Annotated in this window: 11 protein-coding genes and 2 tRNA genes; 9 read left to right on the top strand and 4 right to left on the bottom strand. The window is 60.9% G+C overall.

Annotated features, from left to right (window positions below; genetic code table 11):
• Positions 1-5 precede the first annotated feature (5 nt).
• From CKW11_RS14935 to CKW11_RS14950, 4 genes are all read right to left on the bottom strand, one after another.
• Positions 6-1571: an iron ABC transporter permease gene (locus tag CKW11_RS14935; RefSeq protein WP_095138122.1), complete on the bottom strand. Its 1566-nt coding sequence runs from the start codon at positions 1569-1571 to the stop codon at positions 6-8.
• Complete coding sequence (locus tag CKW11_RS14940; protein ID WP_041065682.1) at positions 1571-2581, bottom strand: extracellular solute-binding protein; 1011 nt, start codon at positions 2579-2581, stop codon at positions 1571-1573. Before CKW11_RS14940 ends, CKW11_RS14935 begins: the two co-directional genes overlap by 1 nt.
• A gap of 328 nt (positions 2582-2909) precedes the next feature.
• Positions 2910-2996: transfer RNA gene (locus CKW11_RS14945), tRNA-Leu, on the bottom strand.
• 180 nt (positions 2997-3176) lie between these two features.
• Positions 3177-3263: transfer RNA gene (locus tag CKW11_RS14950), tRNA-Leu, on the bottom strand.
• 225 nt (positions 3264-3488) lie between these two features.
• Between CKW11_RS14950 and rnr the strand changes: the two genes are divergently transcribed.
• The 9 genes from rnr (at position 3489) to CKW11_RS14995 (ending at position 16896) form a co-directional block, all read left to right on the top strand.
• Entirely contained in the window at positions 3489-6119 is a 2631-nt protein-coding gene (rnr, locus tag CKW11_RS14955) for a ribonuclease R (RefSeq protein WP_027611420.1), read from the top strand.
• Positions 6116-6883 carry a 23S rRNA (guanosine(2251)-2'-O)-methyltransferase RlmB gene (rlmB, locus tag CKW11_RS14960; protein ID WP_095138123.1) on the top strand — a complete coding sequence of 256 codons (768 nt, stop codon included), beginning with the start codon at positions 6116-6118 and terminating at the stop codon, positions 6881-6883. Before rnr ends, rlmB begins: the two co-directional genes overlap by 4 nt.
• 307 nt (positions 6884-7190) lie before the next feature.
• The gene (rpsF, locus tag CKW11_RS14965) at positions 7191-7613 is read left to right on the top strand and encodes a 30S ribosomal protein S6 (protein WP_003221133.1); all 423 of its coding nucleotides are present in this window, start codon (positions 7191-7193) and stop codon (positions 7611-7613) included.
• 28 nt (positions 7614-7641) lie between these two features.
• Positions 7642-7872: a 30S ribosomal protein S18 gene (rpsR, locus tag CKW11_RS14970; protein WP_002551829.1), complete on the top strand. Its 231-nt coding sequence runs from the start codon at positions 7642-7644 to the stop codon at positions 7870-7872.
• Between the two features lie 36 nt (positions 7873-7908).
• Positions 7909-8802, top strand: a complete 894-nt coding sequence (locus CKW11_RS14975) for a hypothetical protein (RefSeq protein ID WP_095138124.1) — start codon at positions 7909-7911, stop codon at positions 8800-8802.
• Between the two features lie 19 nt (positions 8803-8821).
• Positions 8822-9268, top strand: a complete 447-nt coding sequence (gene rplI, locus CKW11_RS14980; RefSeq protein ID WP_003221136.1) for a 50S ribosomal protein L9 — start codon at positions 8822-8824, stop codon at positions 9266-9268.
• Positions 9269-9388: 120 nt separating this feature from the next.
• Positions 9389-10786: a replicative DNA helicase gene (dnaB, locus tag CKW11_RS14985; protein ID WP_003221138.1), complete on the top strand. Its 1398-nt coding sequence runs from the start codon at positions 9389-9391 to the stop codon at positions 10784-10786.
• 190 nt (positions 10787-10976) lie between these two features.
• Positions 10977-13280 carry a YgiQ family radical SAM protein gene (locus tag CKW11_RS14990; protein ID WP_095138125.1) on the top strand — a complete coding sequence of 768 codons (2304 nt, stop codon included), beginning with the start codon at positions 10977-10979 and terminating at the stop codon, positions 13278-13280.
• Between the two features lie 340 nt (positions 13281-13620).
• Positions 13621-16896 (top strand): DUF2126 domain-containing protein, encoded by a 3276-nt coding sequence (locus CKW11_RS14995; RefSeq protein WP_095138126.1) that lies wholly within the window; start codon positions 13621-13623, stop codon positions 16894-16896.
• The last annotated feature ends 73 nt before the right edge of the window (positions 16897-16969 follow it).

Below are 16969 nucleotides of genomic sequence, written 5' to 3' on the forward strand. Positions count from 1 at the left end.
CGATTTCAGCGGCTCAGATACATCCGCGTCGTCAGCAGATACACCGGCAACCCCGACACCACAATCAACAACGCCGCATAAGGCGCCGCCGCCGCAAACTCGACATTCGCCGTATGCGCCCAGACCTCGGTCGCCAGCGTGTTCAGCCCGGTCGGACTGAGCAGCAGCGTCGCCGTCAATTCCTTCATTGCATCCAGAAATACCAGCGCAAACGCCGCACCCAGTGCCGGGAAGATGATCGGCAGGGTCACCCGGCAAAACGCGGTGAATGACGATGCCCCCAACGTGCGTGCCGCTTCTTCCAGTTGTGGCGCAGCCTTGTTCAGTGCCGTGCGAATCGGCGCCTGTGCCAATGGCAGGAACAGCAGCGCATAAGCGATCAGCAGCAATGCCGAGGTCTGGTACAGCGCCGGCACGTAATGCAGGGCGAAATACACCAGCGTCAGCGCGATCACCAGGCCCGGCAAGGCGTGGAGCAGATACGGCAAGCGTTCGGCCCAGATCGCCAGTTGACCCTTGTAACGCACCACCAGCAGCCCGACCGGCACCGCCAGCAGCAGGCACAGCGCCGCGCCACCCAGCGACAAGGCCAGCGACGACAGCAGGGCCTCGGTGATCGCCGCGACCGGGAAGGCTGCCGATGAGCCGACCGCCAGCCAGTACGCGAGCATGCCCAACGGGATCCCGCTGCCGATAATCGCCAGCAACAGGCAATACAGCTGACCGACAACCGCCCACCGCCCCAGGCGTACTTGTTCAGCCTGCCGCGCTGCACCCTGGCCGGTGCGTACGTGGCGACCCTTGCCGCGTACCCGCAGCTCCAGCCACAACAGCATCAGGCACAGCGCGAGCAGCACTGCCGAAAGCATCGCCGCGTTGGCGTTGCTGAATTCCAGTTCGAATTGCTGGTAGATGGCGGTGGTGAAGGTTTGCAGGCCGATGATCGACAGCGCGCCGAACTCGACCAGCATGTGCAGAGCAATCAGCAGCGAACCGGCCAGCAGCGATGGCCAGAGCAGCGGCAGGGTGACGCGGAAAAACACGCCCCAGCGGTTCTGTCCCAAGGTGCGGGCGGATTCTTCAAGGGACGGATCGAGGTTGCGCAAGGTTGCCGCTACCGGCAGAAAGATCAGCGGATACTTCGACAGGCTCATCACCAGTATCGCCCCGCCGAGGCCTTCGAACTGCGCACTCAGCGACACCCAGGTGAAGCTGCTGACAAACGCCGGTACCGCAAATGGCAGGCACAGAATCACCCCCCACAGGCGTCGTCCCGGCAGATTGCTGCGCTCCAGCAACCACGCCAGCGACAGGCCGATCACACCGCAAGCCAGCGTCACGCCAACCATCAGCGCCAGGGTGTTGCGCAGCAGACCGAACACGTACGGGCGCCACAACAAGTGCAGCGCCTCCGCCCACCCGGCTTGCCAGGCTTTCAGGCCGACGTAAGCCAGTGGCAACAGGCTCATGACCACCAGCAATAACACTGGCAGCACCAGCCAGATCGACGGGCGTTTGCGTCGTGGCACGTAACCCCCGCGCGCGGCGGGGGCAGATAACGATGTGGCCATCAGTTCAGGCCAACTTCACGTTCCAGTTCCAGCGCTTCTTCGGCGTTGCCCAGATCGGCCGGGGTTACGTTCGGCGCTTGCAGTTCGCTGAACGGCTTGAGTCCGCGATCCGATTCCATGCCTTTGTGCAGCGGGTATTCGGCGGTGGTCTGGGTGATCACGCGCTGGCCTTCCTCACTGGCCATGTAGGCAAGGAATTGCTGGGCTTCTTTTGGGTGTTTGCTGGATTTCAGCACGGCAGCGCTGGATACGGTGATCAGTCCGCCGACGTCACCGCCAGTGAAGTAATGCAGTTTCGAGTCGAGTTTGCCTTTCTCGCGCTGCAGAGCGAACCAGTAGTAGTTGTTCACCAGCACGGTGGCGACTTCGCCGTTTTCCACGGCTTTGAGCGCGACCATGTTGTTGCTGTAGGTTTTACCGAAAGCGCGCAGCCCGGTCAGCCATTCCTCAGCGGCGTCGCGACCGTGCATCTTGATGATCGCCACGGCCTGTTCCTGGAAGGCGCCGCTGGTCGGGACGAAACCGACTTTGCCTTGCCACTTTGGATCGGAGAACTCCATCACCGACTTCGGCAGGTCTTTCTCATCGACCAGTTTCGGGTTGTAGGCAACCACGCGAACCCGCGCGGTGACACCGATCCAGGTGCCGTTGCCGGCTACGTATTGCTTGGGCAGTACGGCCAGCGTGGCGTCGTCAGTCTTGGCCAGCAGACCTTGCTCGCCGAGGTTGTTCAGTGGGGGAGATTCTTCGGTGTAGATCACGTCGGCGGGGGAGCGGTCACCTTCTTCGATGACCTGGCTGGCGAGCTGGTTGCTGCTGCCCTTGCGTACGTTGACGTGAATGCCGGTCTTGGCCTCGAAAGCCTTGGCGATCGCATCGCCGACTTCTTTGTGTTGACCGTTGTAGAGCGTCAGGGAAACCGCATCGGCTGCCTGGGTGAGGGGAGTGGCGAGTGCCAGGCCGAGCAGGGTGAAGGTCAAGCCGCGGCGCAGGGTATTTCGAAACATCATTCGCAGGGTTCCTCACTGTCGCATTGCAAAAACTTGCAACAATGATAAACGATATTGTTTCTCAAGTGCGCCTTGCGGGTCGGTTGAGTGTTTGCTAGAGGCTGGTCGCTATGATCATTGTGGCGAGGGAGCTTGCTCCCGCTGGGGTGCGAAGCGGCCCTCGCTTCTGCTTCAATTAACGTTGCGCTCAGAGATTGCGACTGCTTCGCAGTCGAGCGGGAGCAAGCTCCCTCGCCACAGAGGCTTGTAGATTTTTAAAGGCCAGAAACGCAAAAACCCGCTTTCGCGGGTTTTTGGGAAACTCAACGTCGTAACCTTGAGTTTGAATTGGTGCCCAGAAGAAGACTCGAACTTCCACGACCGTAAGGTCACCAGCACCTGAAGCTGGCGTGTCTACCAATTTCACCATCTGGGCATTCATCGCGAGCGTCGCCGCTGTTGATGTGGCGCACTATACGGAGCGCTTTTTGATCTGTAAACCCCTGATTTAATTTTAATTAATCAGTTTTAACAAACCCGTTGCTTAGAATGCAAAAAACCCGCTTTCGCGGGTTTTGTGTGAGTCTTGAAACTGATCTAGTCTCAAACTCGAAATTGGTGCCCAGGAGAAGACTCGAACTTCCACGACCGTAAGGTCACCAGCACCTGAAGCTGGCGTGTCTACCAATTTCACCACCTGGGCATCTCGTCAACGTGTGTACGTCGTCGATGGCGCGCACTATACGGAGCGCCTTTTTAACTGTAAACCCCTGTCAGCAAAAAAAATGAATTTTTTTACCAGCGGTGTTCAAAAGGGCTTTCAGGCGTCGATACAAGGCTCCACAAGGGCCTTATATAGTCGGAAATTTCCCGTTTGATGGCGCCTATGCCAAACTAACCCGCATATAGACAAGGTGAAAACTCTCTAATGGCCGATTGGCAGTCCCTCGATCCCGAGGCCGCTCGTGAAGCGGAAAAATATGAAAACCCTATTCCCAGCCGCGAACTGATCCTGGCGCATCTCGCAGATCGGGGTTCGCCTGCTGCCCGCGAGCAACTGGTTGAAGAGTTTGGTCTGACCACAGAAGACCAGATCGAAGCCCTGCGCCGCCGTCTGCGCGCCATGGAGCGCGACGCTCAATTGATCTACACCCGCCGTGGCACCTATGCGCCGGTGGACAAGCTCGACCTGATCCTGGGCCGCATCAGCGGTCACCGTGACGGTTTCGGCTTCCTGGTGCCGGACGACGGTAGCGATGACCTGTTCATGAGCCCGGCGCAGATGCGTCTGGTGTTCGATGGCGACCGTGCGCTGGCACGGGTGTCCGGTCTCGACCGTCGTGGCCGCCGTGAAGGCGTGATCGTCGAAGTGGTGTCCCGTGCCCACGAAACGATCGTCGGTCGCTACTTCGAAGAGGGCGGTATCGGTTTCGTTGTTGCCGATAATCCGAAGATCCAGCAGGAAGTGCTGGTTACGCCAGGCCGTAATGCCAACGCGCAGATCGGTCAGTTCGTCGAGGTGAAGATCACCCACTGGCCGACGCCGCGCTTCCAGCCGCAAGGCGATGTGGTCGAAGTGGTCGGCAACTACATGGCGCCGGGCATGGAAATCGATGTCGCGCTGCGTACCTACGACATTCCGCACGTCTGGCCTGAAGCGGTGCTCAAGGAAGCCGCCAAGCTCAAGCCGGAAGTCGAAGAGAAAGACAAAGAGAAGCGTGTCGACCTGCGCCATCTGCCGTTCGTCACCATCGACGGCGAAGATGCCCGCGACTTCGACGACGCGGTTTATTGCGAAGCCAAACCGGGCAAACTGCGTCTGTTCTCCGGTGGCTGGAAGTTGTACGTGGCGATTGCCGACGTCTCCAGCTACGTGAAGATCGGTTCGGCGCTGGACAACGAAGCCCAGGTGCGCGGCAACTCGGTGTACTTCCCCGAGCGCGTGGTGCCGATGCTGCCGGAGCAGCTGTCCAACGGCCTGTGCTCGCTGAACCCGCACGTCGATCGTCTGGCCATGGTTTGCGAGATGACCATCTCCAAGTCCGGCGAAATGACCGACTACTGCTTCTATGAAGCGGTGATCCATTCCCACGCCCGTCTGACCTACAACAAGGTCAGCGCGATGCTGGAAACGCCGAAAGCCACCGAAGCGCGCAAGCTTCGCGGCGAATACACCGACGTGGTGCCGCACCTCAAGCAGCTCTATGCGCTGTACAAGGTGTTGCTGGCGGCTCGTCACGTGCGTGGCGCGATCGATTTCGAAACGCAGGAAACCCGGATCATCTTCGGTTCCGAGCGCAAGATTGCCGAAATTCGTCCGACTACTCGTAACGATGCGCACAAGCTGATCGAGGAGTGCATGCTGGCGGCCAACGTGGCCACCGCCGAATTCCTCAAGAAGCACGAAATCCCCGCGCTGTACCGCGTCCACGACGGCCCGCCACCGGAGCGTCTGGAAAAACTGCGCGCCTTCCTCGGCGAGCTCGGCCTGTCCCTGCACAAAGGCAAGGACGGCCCGTCGCCAAAGGACTATCAGGCCCTGTTGGCTAGCATCAAGGACCGTCCGGATTTCCATCTGATCCAGACCGTGATGCTGCGCTCCCTGAGCCAGGCGGTGTACAGCGCCCAGAACGAAGGCCACTTCGGCCTGAATTACGAAGCCTACACCCACTTCACCTCGCCGATCCGTCGTTACCCGGACCTGCTCACGCACCGCGCCATCCGCAGCGTGATCCATTCGAAACAGGACACTCCGCACGTTCGTCGTGCCGGGGCGATGACCATTCCGAAGGCACGCATCTATCCGTACGACGAAGCGGCGCTGGAGCAACTCGGCGAGCAGTGCTCGATGAGCGAGCGCCGTGCCGACGAAGCCACCCGCGACGTGGTGAACTGGCTCAAGTGCGAGTTCATGAAAGATCGTGTGGGCGAATCGTTCCCGGGCGTGATCACCGCCGTGACCGGTTTTGGCCTGTTCGTCGAACTGACCGATATCTACGTCGAAGGCCTGGTGCACGTCACCGCGCTGCCGGGCGACTACTACCACTTCGATCCTGTGCATCACCGCCTGGCGGGCGAACGCACCGGTCGCAGCTTCCGTCTTGGCGATACCGTTGAAGTGCGCGTGATGCGCGTCGACCTCGACGAGCGCAAGATCGACTTCGAGATGGCCGAAAAAACCATCAGCGCACCGATCGGTCGCAAGAAACGTGGCGCCGATACCGCAGCGCCTGCGAGCAAGGCTGTGGAAGACAAGGCTCCGGCCAAAACCGCCAGCCGTCGTCCGGCCAAGGAAAAAGCTGTCGAGGCCTATCGCCCGAGCGATGCCGTGGCGAAAAATGCCGAGCTGCGCAAAAGCCGTGAATTGAAGAAGGCCTTGCTGGCCGAAGCCAAAAGCGGTGGTAAAGCGGCGTCTGGGGGAAAGACCGGACGGTCGGCGCCTGAGAAGGCCGTCGGCGGCAAGCCAGCCAAACCGAGCAAACACCGTAAAGGCCCGCCGAAAGCGGGTTCGGCTCCAGCCAAAAGTGGCGGGTCGCGTAAACCGAAGGCGAAGTCATGAGTCAGTTGGAAAAAATCTACGGCGTTCACGCGGTAGAAGCGTTGCTGCGTCATCACCCTAAACGCGTCAAGCAGATCTGGCTGGCCGAAAGCCGCAACGATCCGCGCGTGCAGACCCTGATCGAACTGGCCAACGAAAATCGTGTGCAGATCGGTCAGGCCGAGCGCCGCGAAATGGACGCCTGGGTTGAAGGCGTGCACCAGGGCGTGGTGGCGGACGTCAGTCCGAGCCAGGTCTGGGGCGAGGCAATGCTCGACGAGCTGCTCGATCGTACCGAAGGCGCACCGCTGTTGCTGGTGCTCGACGGCGTGACCGACCCGCACAACCTCGGCGCCTGCCTGCGGTCGGCGGATGCTGCCGGCGCGCTGGCGGTGATCGTGCCCAAGGACAAGTCGGCAACTCTGACGCCGGTGGTGCGTAAAGTCGCCTGCGGCGCGGCGGAAGTGATTCCACTGGTGGCGGTGACCAACCTGGCGCGCACTCTGGAAAAGCTCCAGCAGCGCGGTCTGTGGGTTGTCGGCACGGCGGGTGAGGCCGAGGTCAGCATTTATGACCAGGACCTGACCGGCCCGACCATCCTGATCATGGGTGCCGAAGGCAAAGGCATGCGTCGCCTGACTCGCGAGCACTGCGACTATCTGGTGAACCTGCCGATGGCCGGCAGCGTCAGCAGCCTCAACGTGTCCGTGGCAACCGGTGTGTGCCTGTTCGAAGCGCAGCGCCAACGCGGCGCCAAGGCCAAGGCTGCTGCCAGGAAAGCCTGACCTGTTGCAAATCCCCTGTAGGAGTGAGCCTGCTCGCGATAGCGGAGTTACATTCAGCATCAAAGTTGAATGTTGCGCCCTCATCGCGAGCAGGCTCACTCCTACATTGTTTTGTGGTGTGGCCTGTATCCGGTGGTTGTTCAAATAATCACCAATTGCCTTGCACCTGCGCAGTCCCTTCTCTACAATTGCGCCCCTTGCTGTGGCGGCAGGCACGCATGTGCCCCGCGCCAGCAAGTCCATAAGTGTCATTCACTCCTTGTCTGACCGTTTTTGAGCGGCAGGCTACAACCCGTAAGGAGCATTCATGCGTCATTACGAAATCATCTTTCTGGTCCACCCTGACCAGAGCGAGCAAGTCGGCGGCATGGTTGAGCGTTACACCAAGCTGATCGAAGAAGACGGCGGCAAAATCCACCGTCTGGAAGACTGGGGCCGTCGTCAACTGGCCTACGCAATCAACAATGTTCACAAGGCTCACTACGTGATGCTGAACGTTGAGTGCACTGGCAAGGCCCTGGCCGAGCTGGAAGACAACTTCCGCTACAACGATGCTGTGATCCGTAACCTGGTCATCCGTCGCGACGAAGCCGTTACCGGCCAGTCCGAGATGCTCAAGGCTGAAGAAAACCGCAGTGAGCGCCGTGAGCGTCGCGACCGTCCTGAGCACTCCGACGCTGATGGCGTTGAGGGTGATGACAGCGACAACAGCGATAACGCTGACGAGTAATCCACGGACCTTTTAAGGAGCCTATCAAATGGCACGTTTCTTCCGTCGTCGTAAATTCTGCCGCTTCACCGCTGAAGACGTGAAAGAGATCGATTACAAAGATCTCAACACTCTGAAAGCCTACGTATCCGAGACCGGCAAAATCGTTCCAAGCCGCATCACCGGTACCAAAGCTCGTTATCAGCGTCAGCTGGCCACCGCTATCAAGCGCGCCCGCTTCCTGGCCCTGCTGGCCTACACCGACAGCCACGGCCGCTGAGACCGGGCAGTCGACAAGTAGCAAAGGATTGAATGCATGCGTGCCTTAGCTGAGTTCATCATGCGAGGCCGTATGCAGGCCACTCTCGTGGTGGCTGGATGTGCAACATTGCCGTTGTTGTATTGGTTGGGTGCTGCCGCCGGGAGCCTGGTGCTTCTGCGGCGCGGACTGACGGACGCCCTGGGTGTTCTGTCTCTGGGGCTGCTGCCGGCTTTGGTCTGGTGGCTGTATGCCGATGATCCACGGGCACTTCTGGTGCTGCTGGGGTCTTCGGGGCTTGCGTTGGTGTTGCGCGCAAGCGAGTCCTGGGTTCGCACGCTGCTGGTCAGCGTAGTGATTGGAGCGGTGTTTTCAGTGGTGCTCGGGGCGGCGTTTGCGGCCCAGATCGAGATGCTCGCGCAGGCCTTGATAAAGGTCATGCCGGCGCTTCTTGGTGAAACCTACAAGCAATTGTCGGTCGATGAGCAAGCGCGGTTCGCGTCCCTGATTGCACCGGTCCTGACCGGACTGATTGCGGCGTTGTTGCAGATCGTCAGCGTGCTGAGCCTGATTGTCGGGCGGCATTGGCAGGCGTTGTTGTACAACCCGGGTGGTTTTGGTCGCGAGTTTCGCGCCATCCGGATCCCGATGGGGCCGGCGATGTTGCTGCTGGCGTTGATGCTTCTGGGCCCGAATCTCGGTGCACAGATGGCCATGTTGACGCCGTTGTGCAGTGTACCGCTGGTGTTCGCCGGACTCGCCCTGATTCACGGGCTGGTCGGGCAGAAGCGACTGGCCGGTTTCTGGCTGGTGGGGTTGTACGTGACACTGCTGCTGTTCATGCAGCTGATCTATCCGTTGCTCGTGGTTCTGGCCATTGTCGACAGCCTGATTGATTTTCGCGGTCGTCACGTGTCGAAAGACACCGATAACGCGAACGGTGAAGGTTAAAAGTTAAGAGGATTTCCACATGCAACTGATCCTTCTGGAAAAAATCGCCAACCTGGGCAACCTGGGCGACAAAGTAAACGTTAAGGCCGGTTACGGCCGTAACTACCTGCTGCCTTTCGGCAAGGCTACCGCTGCGACCGCTGCCAACCTGGCTGCGTTCGAAGAGCGTCGTGCCGAGCTGGAAAAAGCTGCCGCAGACCGTAAAGCATCGGCTGAAAGCCGTGCTGCCCAACTGGCCGAGCTGGAAGTGACCATCACTGCCACCGCTGGCGACGAAGGCAAGCTGTTCGGTTCGATCGGTACTCACGACATCGCTGACGCACTGACCGCTTCCGGCGTTGAAGTGCAGAAGAGCGAAGTTCGTCTGCCGAACGGCACCATCCGCAACGTGGGTGAATTCGACGTGGCTGTGCACCTGCACGCCGAAGTTGAAGCCACCGTACGCGTTGTCGTGGTAGCAGCTTAAGCAATACTTGTCGGCTGGCACCCTCGGGTGCTTGCCGGTAACATCGGGCACGATCCTGTTTACAGGTCGTGCCCTTTGTCTTTCTGGTACTCCCGTTTTCAAACCTGACTCCAAGTGGCCATGAACGAAATCACCGCTCCCGAGCAATACGATCTGCAAACCGCTGCCCTGAAGGTGCCGCCGCATTCCATCGAGGCCGAACAGGCCGTACTCGGTGGTTTGATGCTGGACAACAACGCCTGGGAACGTGTGCTCGATCAAGTCTCCGACGGCGATTTCTACCGACATGACCACCGTCTGATCTTCCGTGCGATCGCCAAACTGGCCGATCAGAACATGCCGATCGACGTCGTGACCCTGGCCGAGCAATTGGACAAGGAAGGTCAGACGTCTCAGGTCGGCGGCCTCGGTTACCTCGGCGAGCTGGCGAAAAACACGCCGTCCGTCGCCAACATCAAGGCCTATGCGCAGATTGTTCGCCAGCGGGCGACGTTGCGTCAGTTGATCGGTATCAGCACCGAAATTGCCGACGCCGCCTTCAACCCTGAAGGCCGTACAGCCGAAGAGATCCTCGACGAGGCCGAACGGCAGATCTTCCAGATCGCCGAGGCGCGGCCCAAGACCGGCGGCCCGGTGGGGGTCAACGAACTGTTGACCAAGGCCATCGATCGCATCGACACCTTGTTCAACACCGCCGACGCAATCACCGGTCTGTCCACCGGTTATACCGACCTCGACGAGAAGACCAGCGGTCTGCAACCGTCCGACCTGATCATCGTCGCCGGCCGTCCGTCGATGGGTAAAACCACCTTCGCCATGAACCTGGTGGAAAACGCCGTACTGCGCAGCGACAAGGCGGTGCTGGTGTACTCCCTCGAGATGCCAGGTGAATCGCTGATCATGCGTATGCTCTCGTCCCTCGGTCGTATCGATCAGACCAAGGTGCGTTCCGGCCAGCTCGAAGACGACGACTGGCCGCGCCTGACCTCGGCGGTCAACCTGCTCAATGATCGCAAACTGTTCATCGACGATACCGCCGGCATCAGCCCGTCGGAAATGCGCGCGCGGACCCGACGTCTGGTGCGCGAGCATGGCGACATCGGCCTGATCATGATCGACTACCTGCAGCTGATGCAGATTCCCGGCTCCAGCGGTGACAACCGGACCAACGAGATTTCCGAAATCTCCCGATCCCTCAAAGCCCTGGCCAAGGAATTCAACTGCCCGGTAGTGGCGCTGTCGCAGCTCAACCGTTCCCTGGAACAACGTCCCAACAAACGTCCGGTGAACTCCGACTTGCGGGAATCCGGAGCGATCGAGCAGGACGCCGACGTCATCATGTTCGTGTACCGGGACGAGGTGTATCACCCGGAAACCGAACACAAGGGCATCGCCGAAATCATCATCGGCAAGCAGCGGAACGGCCCGATCGGCTTTATCCGCCTGGCCTTTATCGGTAAATACACCCGCTTCGAAAACCTCGCGCCGGGCAGTTACAACTTCGACGACGACGAGTAAATTCTTCATCGTTTGAGCTGACGCCTTCGCGAGCAAGCCCGCTCCCACACTTGGAATGCATTCAAATGTGGGAGCGGGCTTGCTCGCGAATGGGCGTGGCGCAATTTCCGACCACAGCCGTCGGAATTGGTCAAAATTTGTGCTATATTCCGCCCGCGAAATTCAATGAAAGCCAACACCGGTTATCGACATGCAAGCAGCCAAGCCGTTATTTGACTATCCAAAGTACTGGGCCGAATGTTTCGGGCCAGCGCCATTCCTGCCGATGAGCAGGGAGGAGATGGATCAGCTCGGCTGGGATTCCTGCGACATCATCATCGTCACCGGTGATGCCTACGTCGATCACCCGTCGTTCGGCATGGCGATCATCGGCCGGCTGCTGGAGTCCCAGGGCTTCCGCGTCGGGATCATTGCCCAGCCGAACTGGCAATCCAAAGACGACTTCATGAAGCTCGGCGAGCCGAACCTGTTCTTCGGCGTCGCGGCCGGCAACATGGACTCGATGATCAACCGCTATACCGCGGACAAGAAAATCCGTTCCGACGACGCCTACACCCCGGGTGGCATGGCGGGCAAACGTCCGGATCGCGCGAGCCTGGTCTACAGCCAGCGCTGCAAGGAAGCGTACAAACATGTGCCGATCGTCCTCGGCGGCATCGAAGCTTCCCTGCGCCGCATCGCCCACTACGACTACTGGCAGGATCGCGTGCGCAACTCGATCCTGATCGACGCCAGCGCCGACATTCTGCTGTACGGCAACGCCGAGCGCGCCATCGTCGAAGTCGCCCAGCGACTTTCCTACGGGCACAAGATCGAAGACATCACCGATGTGCGCGGCACCGCGTTCATCCGCCGCGACACGCCGCAGGGCTGGTACGAAGTCGACTCCACGCGCATCGACCGTCCGGGCAAGGTCGACAAGATCATCAACCCGTACGTCAACACCCAGGACACCCAGGCTTGCGCCATCGAGCAAGAGAAGGGGCCGGTGGATGATCCCGAAGAAGCCAAGGTCGTACAGATTCTGGCCAGCCCGCGCATGACCCGCGACAAGACCGTGATCCGCCTGCCGTCGATGGAAAAGGTGCGTAACGACCCGGTTCTGTACGCCCACGCCAACCGCGTGCTGCACCTGGAAACCAACCCGGGTAATGCCCGCGCGCTGGTGCAGAAGCATGGCGAGATCGACGTCTGGTTCAACCCGCCGCCGATTCCGATGACCACTGAAGAAATGGACTACGTGTTCGGCATGCCTTACGCGCGGGTTCCGCACCCGGCGTATGGCAAGGAGAAAATCCCGGCTTACGACATGATCCGTTTCTCGGTAAACATCATGCGTGGCTGCTTCGGCGGCTGCACTTTCTGCTCGATCACCGAGCACGAAGGCCGGATCATCCAGAACCGTTCCGAAGAGTCGATCATTCGCGAAATCGAAGAGATCCGCGACAAGGTTCCAGGCTTCACCGGCGTCATCTCCGACCTCGGCGGCCCGACCGCGAACATGTACCGCATCGCCTGCAAGAGCCCGGAAATCGAGTCCGCGTGCCGCAAGCCGTCCTGCGTGTTCCCGGGCATCTGCCCGAACCTGAACACCGACCACTCGTCGCTGATTCAGCTGTACCGCAGCGCCCGTGCATTGCCGGGTGTGAAGAAGATCCTGATTGCCTCCGGCCTGCGTTACGACCTCGCGGTCGAGTCGCCGGAGTACGTCAAAGAGCTGGTGACCCACCACGTCGGCGGTTACCTGAAGATCGCCCCGGAACACACCGAGGAAGGTCCGCTCAACCAGATGATGAAACCGGGGATCGGTACCTACGACCGCTTCAAGCGGATGTTCGAGAAGTACACCAAGGAAGCAGGCAAAGAGCAGTACCTGATCCCGTACTTCATCGCCGCGCACCCGGGCACCACCGACGAAGACATGATGAACCTGGCGCTGTGGCTCAAGGGCAACGGTTTCCGTGCCGACCAGGTGCAGGCGTTCTATCCGTCGCCGATGGCCACCGCGACCGCGATGTACCACTCGGGCAAGAACCCGCTGCGCAAGGTCACCTACAAGAGCGACGGTGTGACCATCGTCAAGAGCGAAGAGCAGCGGCGTCTGCACAAGGCGTTCTTGCGTTATCACGATCCGAAAGGCTGGCCGATGCTGCGTGAAGCGCTGACCCGCATGGGCCGCGCCGACCTGATCGGGCCGGGCAAGAATCAGCTGATCCCGCTGCACCAGCCGGCCACCGACAGCTACCAGAGCGCCCGTCGCAAGAACTCGACGCCGGCCGGCAGCCACAAGGTCGCGAAAGAGAAGACCACCAAGATTCTCACCCAGCACACCGGCCTGCCGCCGCGTGCCAGCGACGGTGGCAATCCTTGGGACAAGCGTGAACAAGCCAAGGCTGCGGCGTTCGCCCGCAACCAGCAGGCGGCCAAGGAGCGCAAGGAAGCAGCCAAGGGCAAGGGGCCGAAACCGGCTCGCAAGCCGGTCGTACCGCGCTAAGTCGCTTTTTGTTTCAACAGAACGCCAACCTTCGGGTTGGCGTTTTGCATTTGCAGGCCTCAGGAAATGTGTTGAGCCTGCTGTCCTCTTCGCGAGCAAGCTCGCTCCCACAGGGGAATGCATTTCAAGTGTGGGAGCGAGCTTGCTCGCGAAGAGGACGGCACATGCAACCACCAATCGCATGTCTGCCACAAATAGAAGCAAACTCGCCAAACCATTTCCCCGCATCGCCCGATTTTGGTGCTGTACTGCCTTGAGCATTCCGGGAAAGCGCCCAAGCCCCTGCATGGCATAAGTCTTGCGCGCTTTCGAATACGCTTAGGCTCGCAGGAGGCACGCCGTGTCGATTCATGTCGCATTGCATCACGTCACGCATTACCGCTACGACCGCGCTGTCGAACTCGGCCCGCAGATCGTACGCCTGCGCCCGGCCGCCCACAGCCGCACGCGGATCCTCTCGTATGCGCTGAAGGTCTCGCCCGAGCAGCATTTCATCAACTGGCAGCAAGACCCGCAGGGCAACTACCTCGCGCGGCTGGTGTTCCCCGAGAAAACCGATGAGTTGCGCATCGAGGTCGACCTGCTGGCCGAGATGGCGGTGTTCAACCCCTTCGACTTCTTCCTCGAACCCTATGCCGAGAAAATCCCCTTCACTTACGCCGCAGATGAACGCAAGGAATTGGCGCCGTACCTCGAAACGCTGCCGCTGACCCCGGCATTCAAAGCCTATCTGGACGGGATCGACCCCACGCCGCTGCCCGCTGTGGATTTCCTGGTGATGCTCAACCAGCGCCTCAGCGAAGACATTCGCTACCTGATCCGCATGGAACCGGGCGTGCAGACCCCGGAACACACCCTCGAACATGCGTCCGGCTCCTGCCGCGACTCGGCGTGGCTGCTGGTGCAGCTGCTGCGCAACCTCGGGCTGGCCGCGCGGTTTGTTTCCGGTTACCTGATTCAACTGACCGCCGACGTGAAGAGTCTCGACGGCCCGTCCGGCACCGAAGTGGACTTCACCGACCTGCACGCCTGGTGCGAGGTGTACTTGCCGGGCGCTGGCTGGATCGGTCTGGATGCCACTTCCGGGCTGTTCGCCGGTGAAGGGCATATCCCGCTGGCCTGCAGTCCCGATCCATCCTCGGCGGCGCCGATCAGTGGTCTGGTCGAACCGTGCGAATGCCAGTTCAGCCACGAAATGTCGGTGGAGCGGATCTGGGAAGCGCCACGGGTGACCAAGCCCTACACCGATGAGCAGTGGCTGGCGATTCAGGCGCTGGGCCGGCAGATCGATGCCGACTTGCTGGAAGGCGATGTGCGCCTGACCATGGGCGGCGAGCCGACCTTCGTCTCCATCGACGACCCCGATGGCGCCGAGTGGAACACCGCCGCGCTGGGCCCGGACAAGCGCCGCCTCTCCGCCGAACTGTTCCAGCGCATGCGCCAGCACTATGCGCCGAAAGGCCTGGTGCATTTCGGTCAGGGCAAGTGGTACCCCGGCGAGCAATTGCCGCGCTGGTCGCTCAACTGCTATTGGCGCCGCGACGGCGTGCCGATCTGGCACAACAGCGCGCTGATCGCCGACGAGCAACAGGATTACGGCGCCAATGGCGAACTGGCCGGGCGCTTTCTGGCGAGTGTTGCCGAGCGCCTGAAACTGCCGGCACGTTTCGTGTTTCCGGCCTACGAAGACAATTTCTATTACCTCTGGCGTGAGGGCGCATTGCCGAGCAACGTCAGTGCCGAAGACTCGCGTCTGGAAGAACCGCTGGAGCGTGCGCGTCTGCGCAAAGTCTTCGCTCAGGGCCTGGATAAAGTGATCGGCCAGGTGCTGCCGCTGGCGCGTACCGCCAAGGGGGATCAATGGCAGAGCGGGCGCTGGTATTTGCGCGACGAGCATTGCCGGCTGGTGCCGGGGGATTCGCCGCTGGGTTACCGCTTGCCGCTCGGCTCGCAGCCGTGGGTGAAGGCGGCGGAGTATCCGTTCATTCATCCCAACGATCCGAATCAGGACTTCCCCGAGCTGCCGGACACCACCCAGCTCAACAGCCATGCCGAATCCGCAACGGCCGCCGAACGTACGCCGAAAATCGACGAGTCCGCCGACTGGCTGACCCGCACCGCCTTCTGCGCCGAAGCGCGCGAAGGGCGTCTGTATCTGTTCATGCCGCCGCTGGAACGGGTCGAGGACTATCTGGAACTGGTGGCGGCCATCGAAGCCACCGCCGAAGAGCTGCATTGCCCGGTGCTGCTGGAAGGTTACGAGCCGCCGAGCGATCCGCGCCTGAGCAACTTCCGCATTACCCCGGATCCGGGCGTGATCGAGGTCAACGTGCAGCCGTCCGCGACCTGGGACGAACTGGTCGAGCGCACCGAGTTTCTCTATGAACAGGCGCGGCAAACCCGCCTGACCACCGAAAAATTCATGATCGACGGGCGCCACACCGGCACCGGCGGCGGCAACCATTTCGTCCTCGGTGGCGCGACCCCGGCGGACTCACCGTTCCTGCGCCGCCCGGATCTGCTGCGCAGTCTGATCAGCTACTGGCACAACCACCCGTCGCTGTCCTACCTGTTTTCCGGCCTGTTCATCGGCCCGACCTCGCAGGCGCCGCGGGTCGACGAGGCACGCAACGACGCCTTGTACGAACTGGAAATCGCCTTCGCGCAGATGCCTGAACCGGGCGAAGAGTGCGCGCCGTGGCTGGTGGATCGCCTGCTGCGCAATCTGCTGATCGACGTTACCGGCAACACTCATCGCGCCGAGTTCTGTATCGACAAACTGTATTCGCCGGACGGTGCCACTGGGCGCCTCGGCCTGCTAGAGCTGCGCGCCTTCGAAATGCCGCCGCACGCGCGCATGAGCCTGGCTCAGCAGTTGTTGCTGCGCGCGCTGGTTGCGCGATTCTGGCGCGAGCCGTATGCGCCGCCGAAACTGGCGCGCTGGGGCACCGAGCTGCACGACCGCTTTATGCTGCCGCACTTTATCGAGCAGGATTTCGCCGACGTCATCGTCGAACTGAACAACGCCGGTTATCCATTGCGCGCCGAGTGGTTTGCTGCGCATCTGGAATTCCGTTTTCCCAAAGTCGGCGATTACGCGGTCAACGGCATCGAGATGGAGTTGCGTCAGGCGCTGGAGCCTTGGCATGTGCTGGGCGAGGAGGGTACGGCGGGCGGCACGGTGCGTTATGTCGATTCGTCGCTGGAGCGTTTGCAGATCAAGCTCAGCGGCCTGCCGCCGCAGCGTTATCTGCTGACTTGCAACGGCATTCCGCTGCCGCTGCAACCGACCGGGCGCATCGGTGAGTTCGTCGCGGGTGTGCGCTTTCGGGCCTGGCAACCAGCCAACTGCCTGCAACCGACCATCCCGGTGCACGCGCCGCTGGTGTTCGACCTGCTCGACACCTGGATGCAGCGTTCGCTGGGCGGTTGCCAGTACCACGTGGCGCACCCGGGCGGGCGCAATTACGAGACGTTACCGGTCAATGCCAACGAAGCGGAGAGCCGGCGCATGGCGCGGTTTTTCCGCATCGGGCACACGCCGGGGAAACTTCCGATACCCAACCTGACAATCTCTGACGAGCTGCCGATGACGCTCGATTTGCGACGTTTCTAAGTCCTGCACGACATGCGGATTTTTCGTATATCCGCATGTCATGTGCCTGCGTTAGTCTGACCGTTCCCTGCTG

The organism is Pseudomonas sp. Irchel s3a10, from assembly GCF_900187525.1.
GTDB lineage: Bacteria > Pseudomonadota > Gammaproteobacteria > Pseudomonadales > Pseudomonadaceae > Aquipseudomonas > Aquipseudomonas koreensis_G.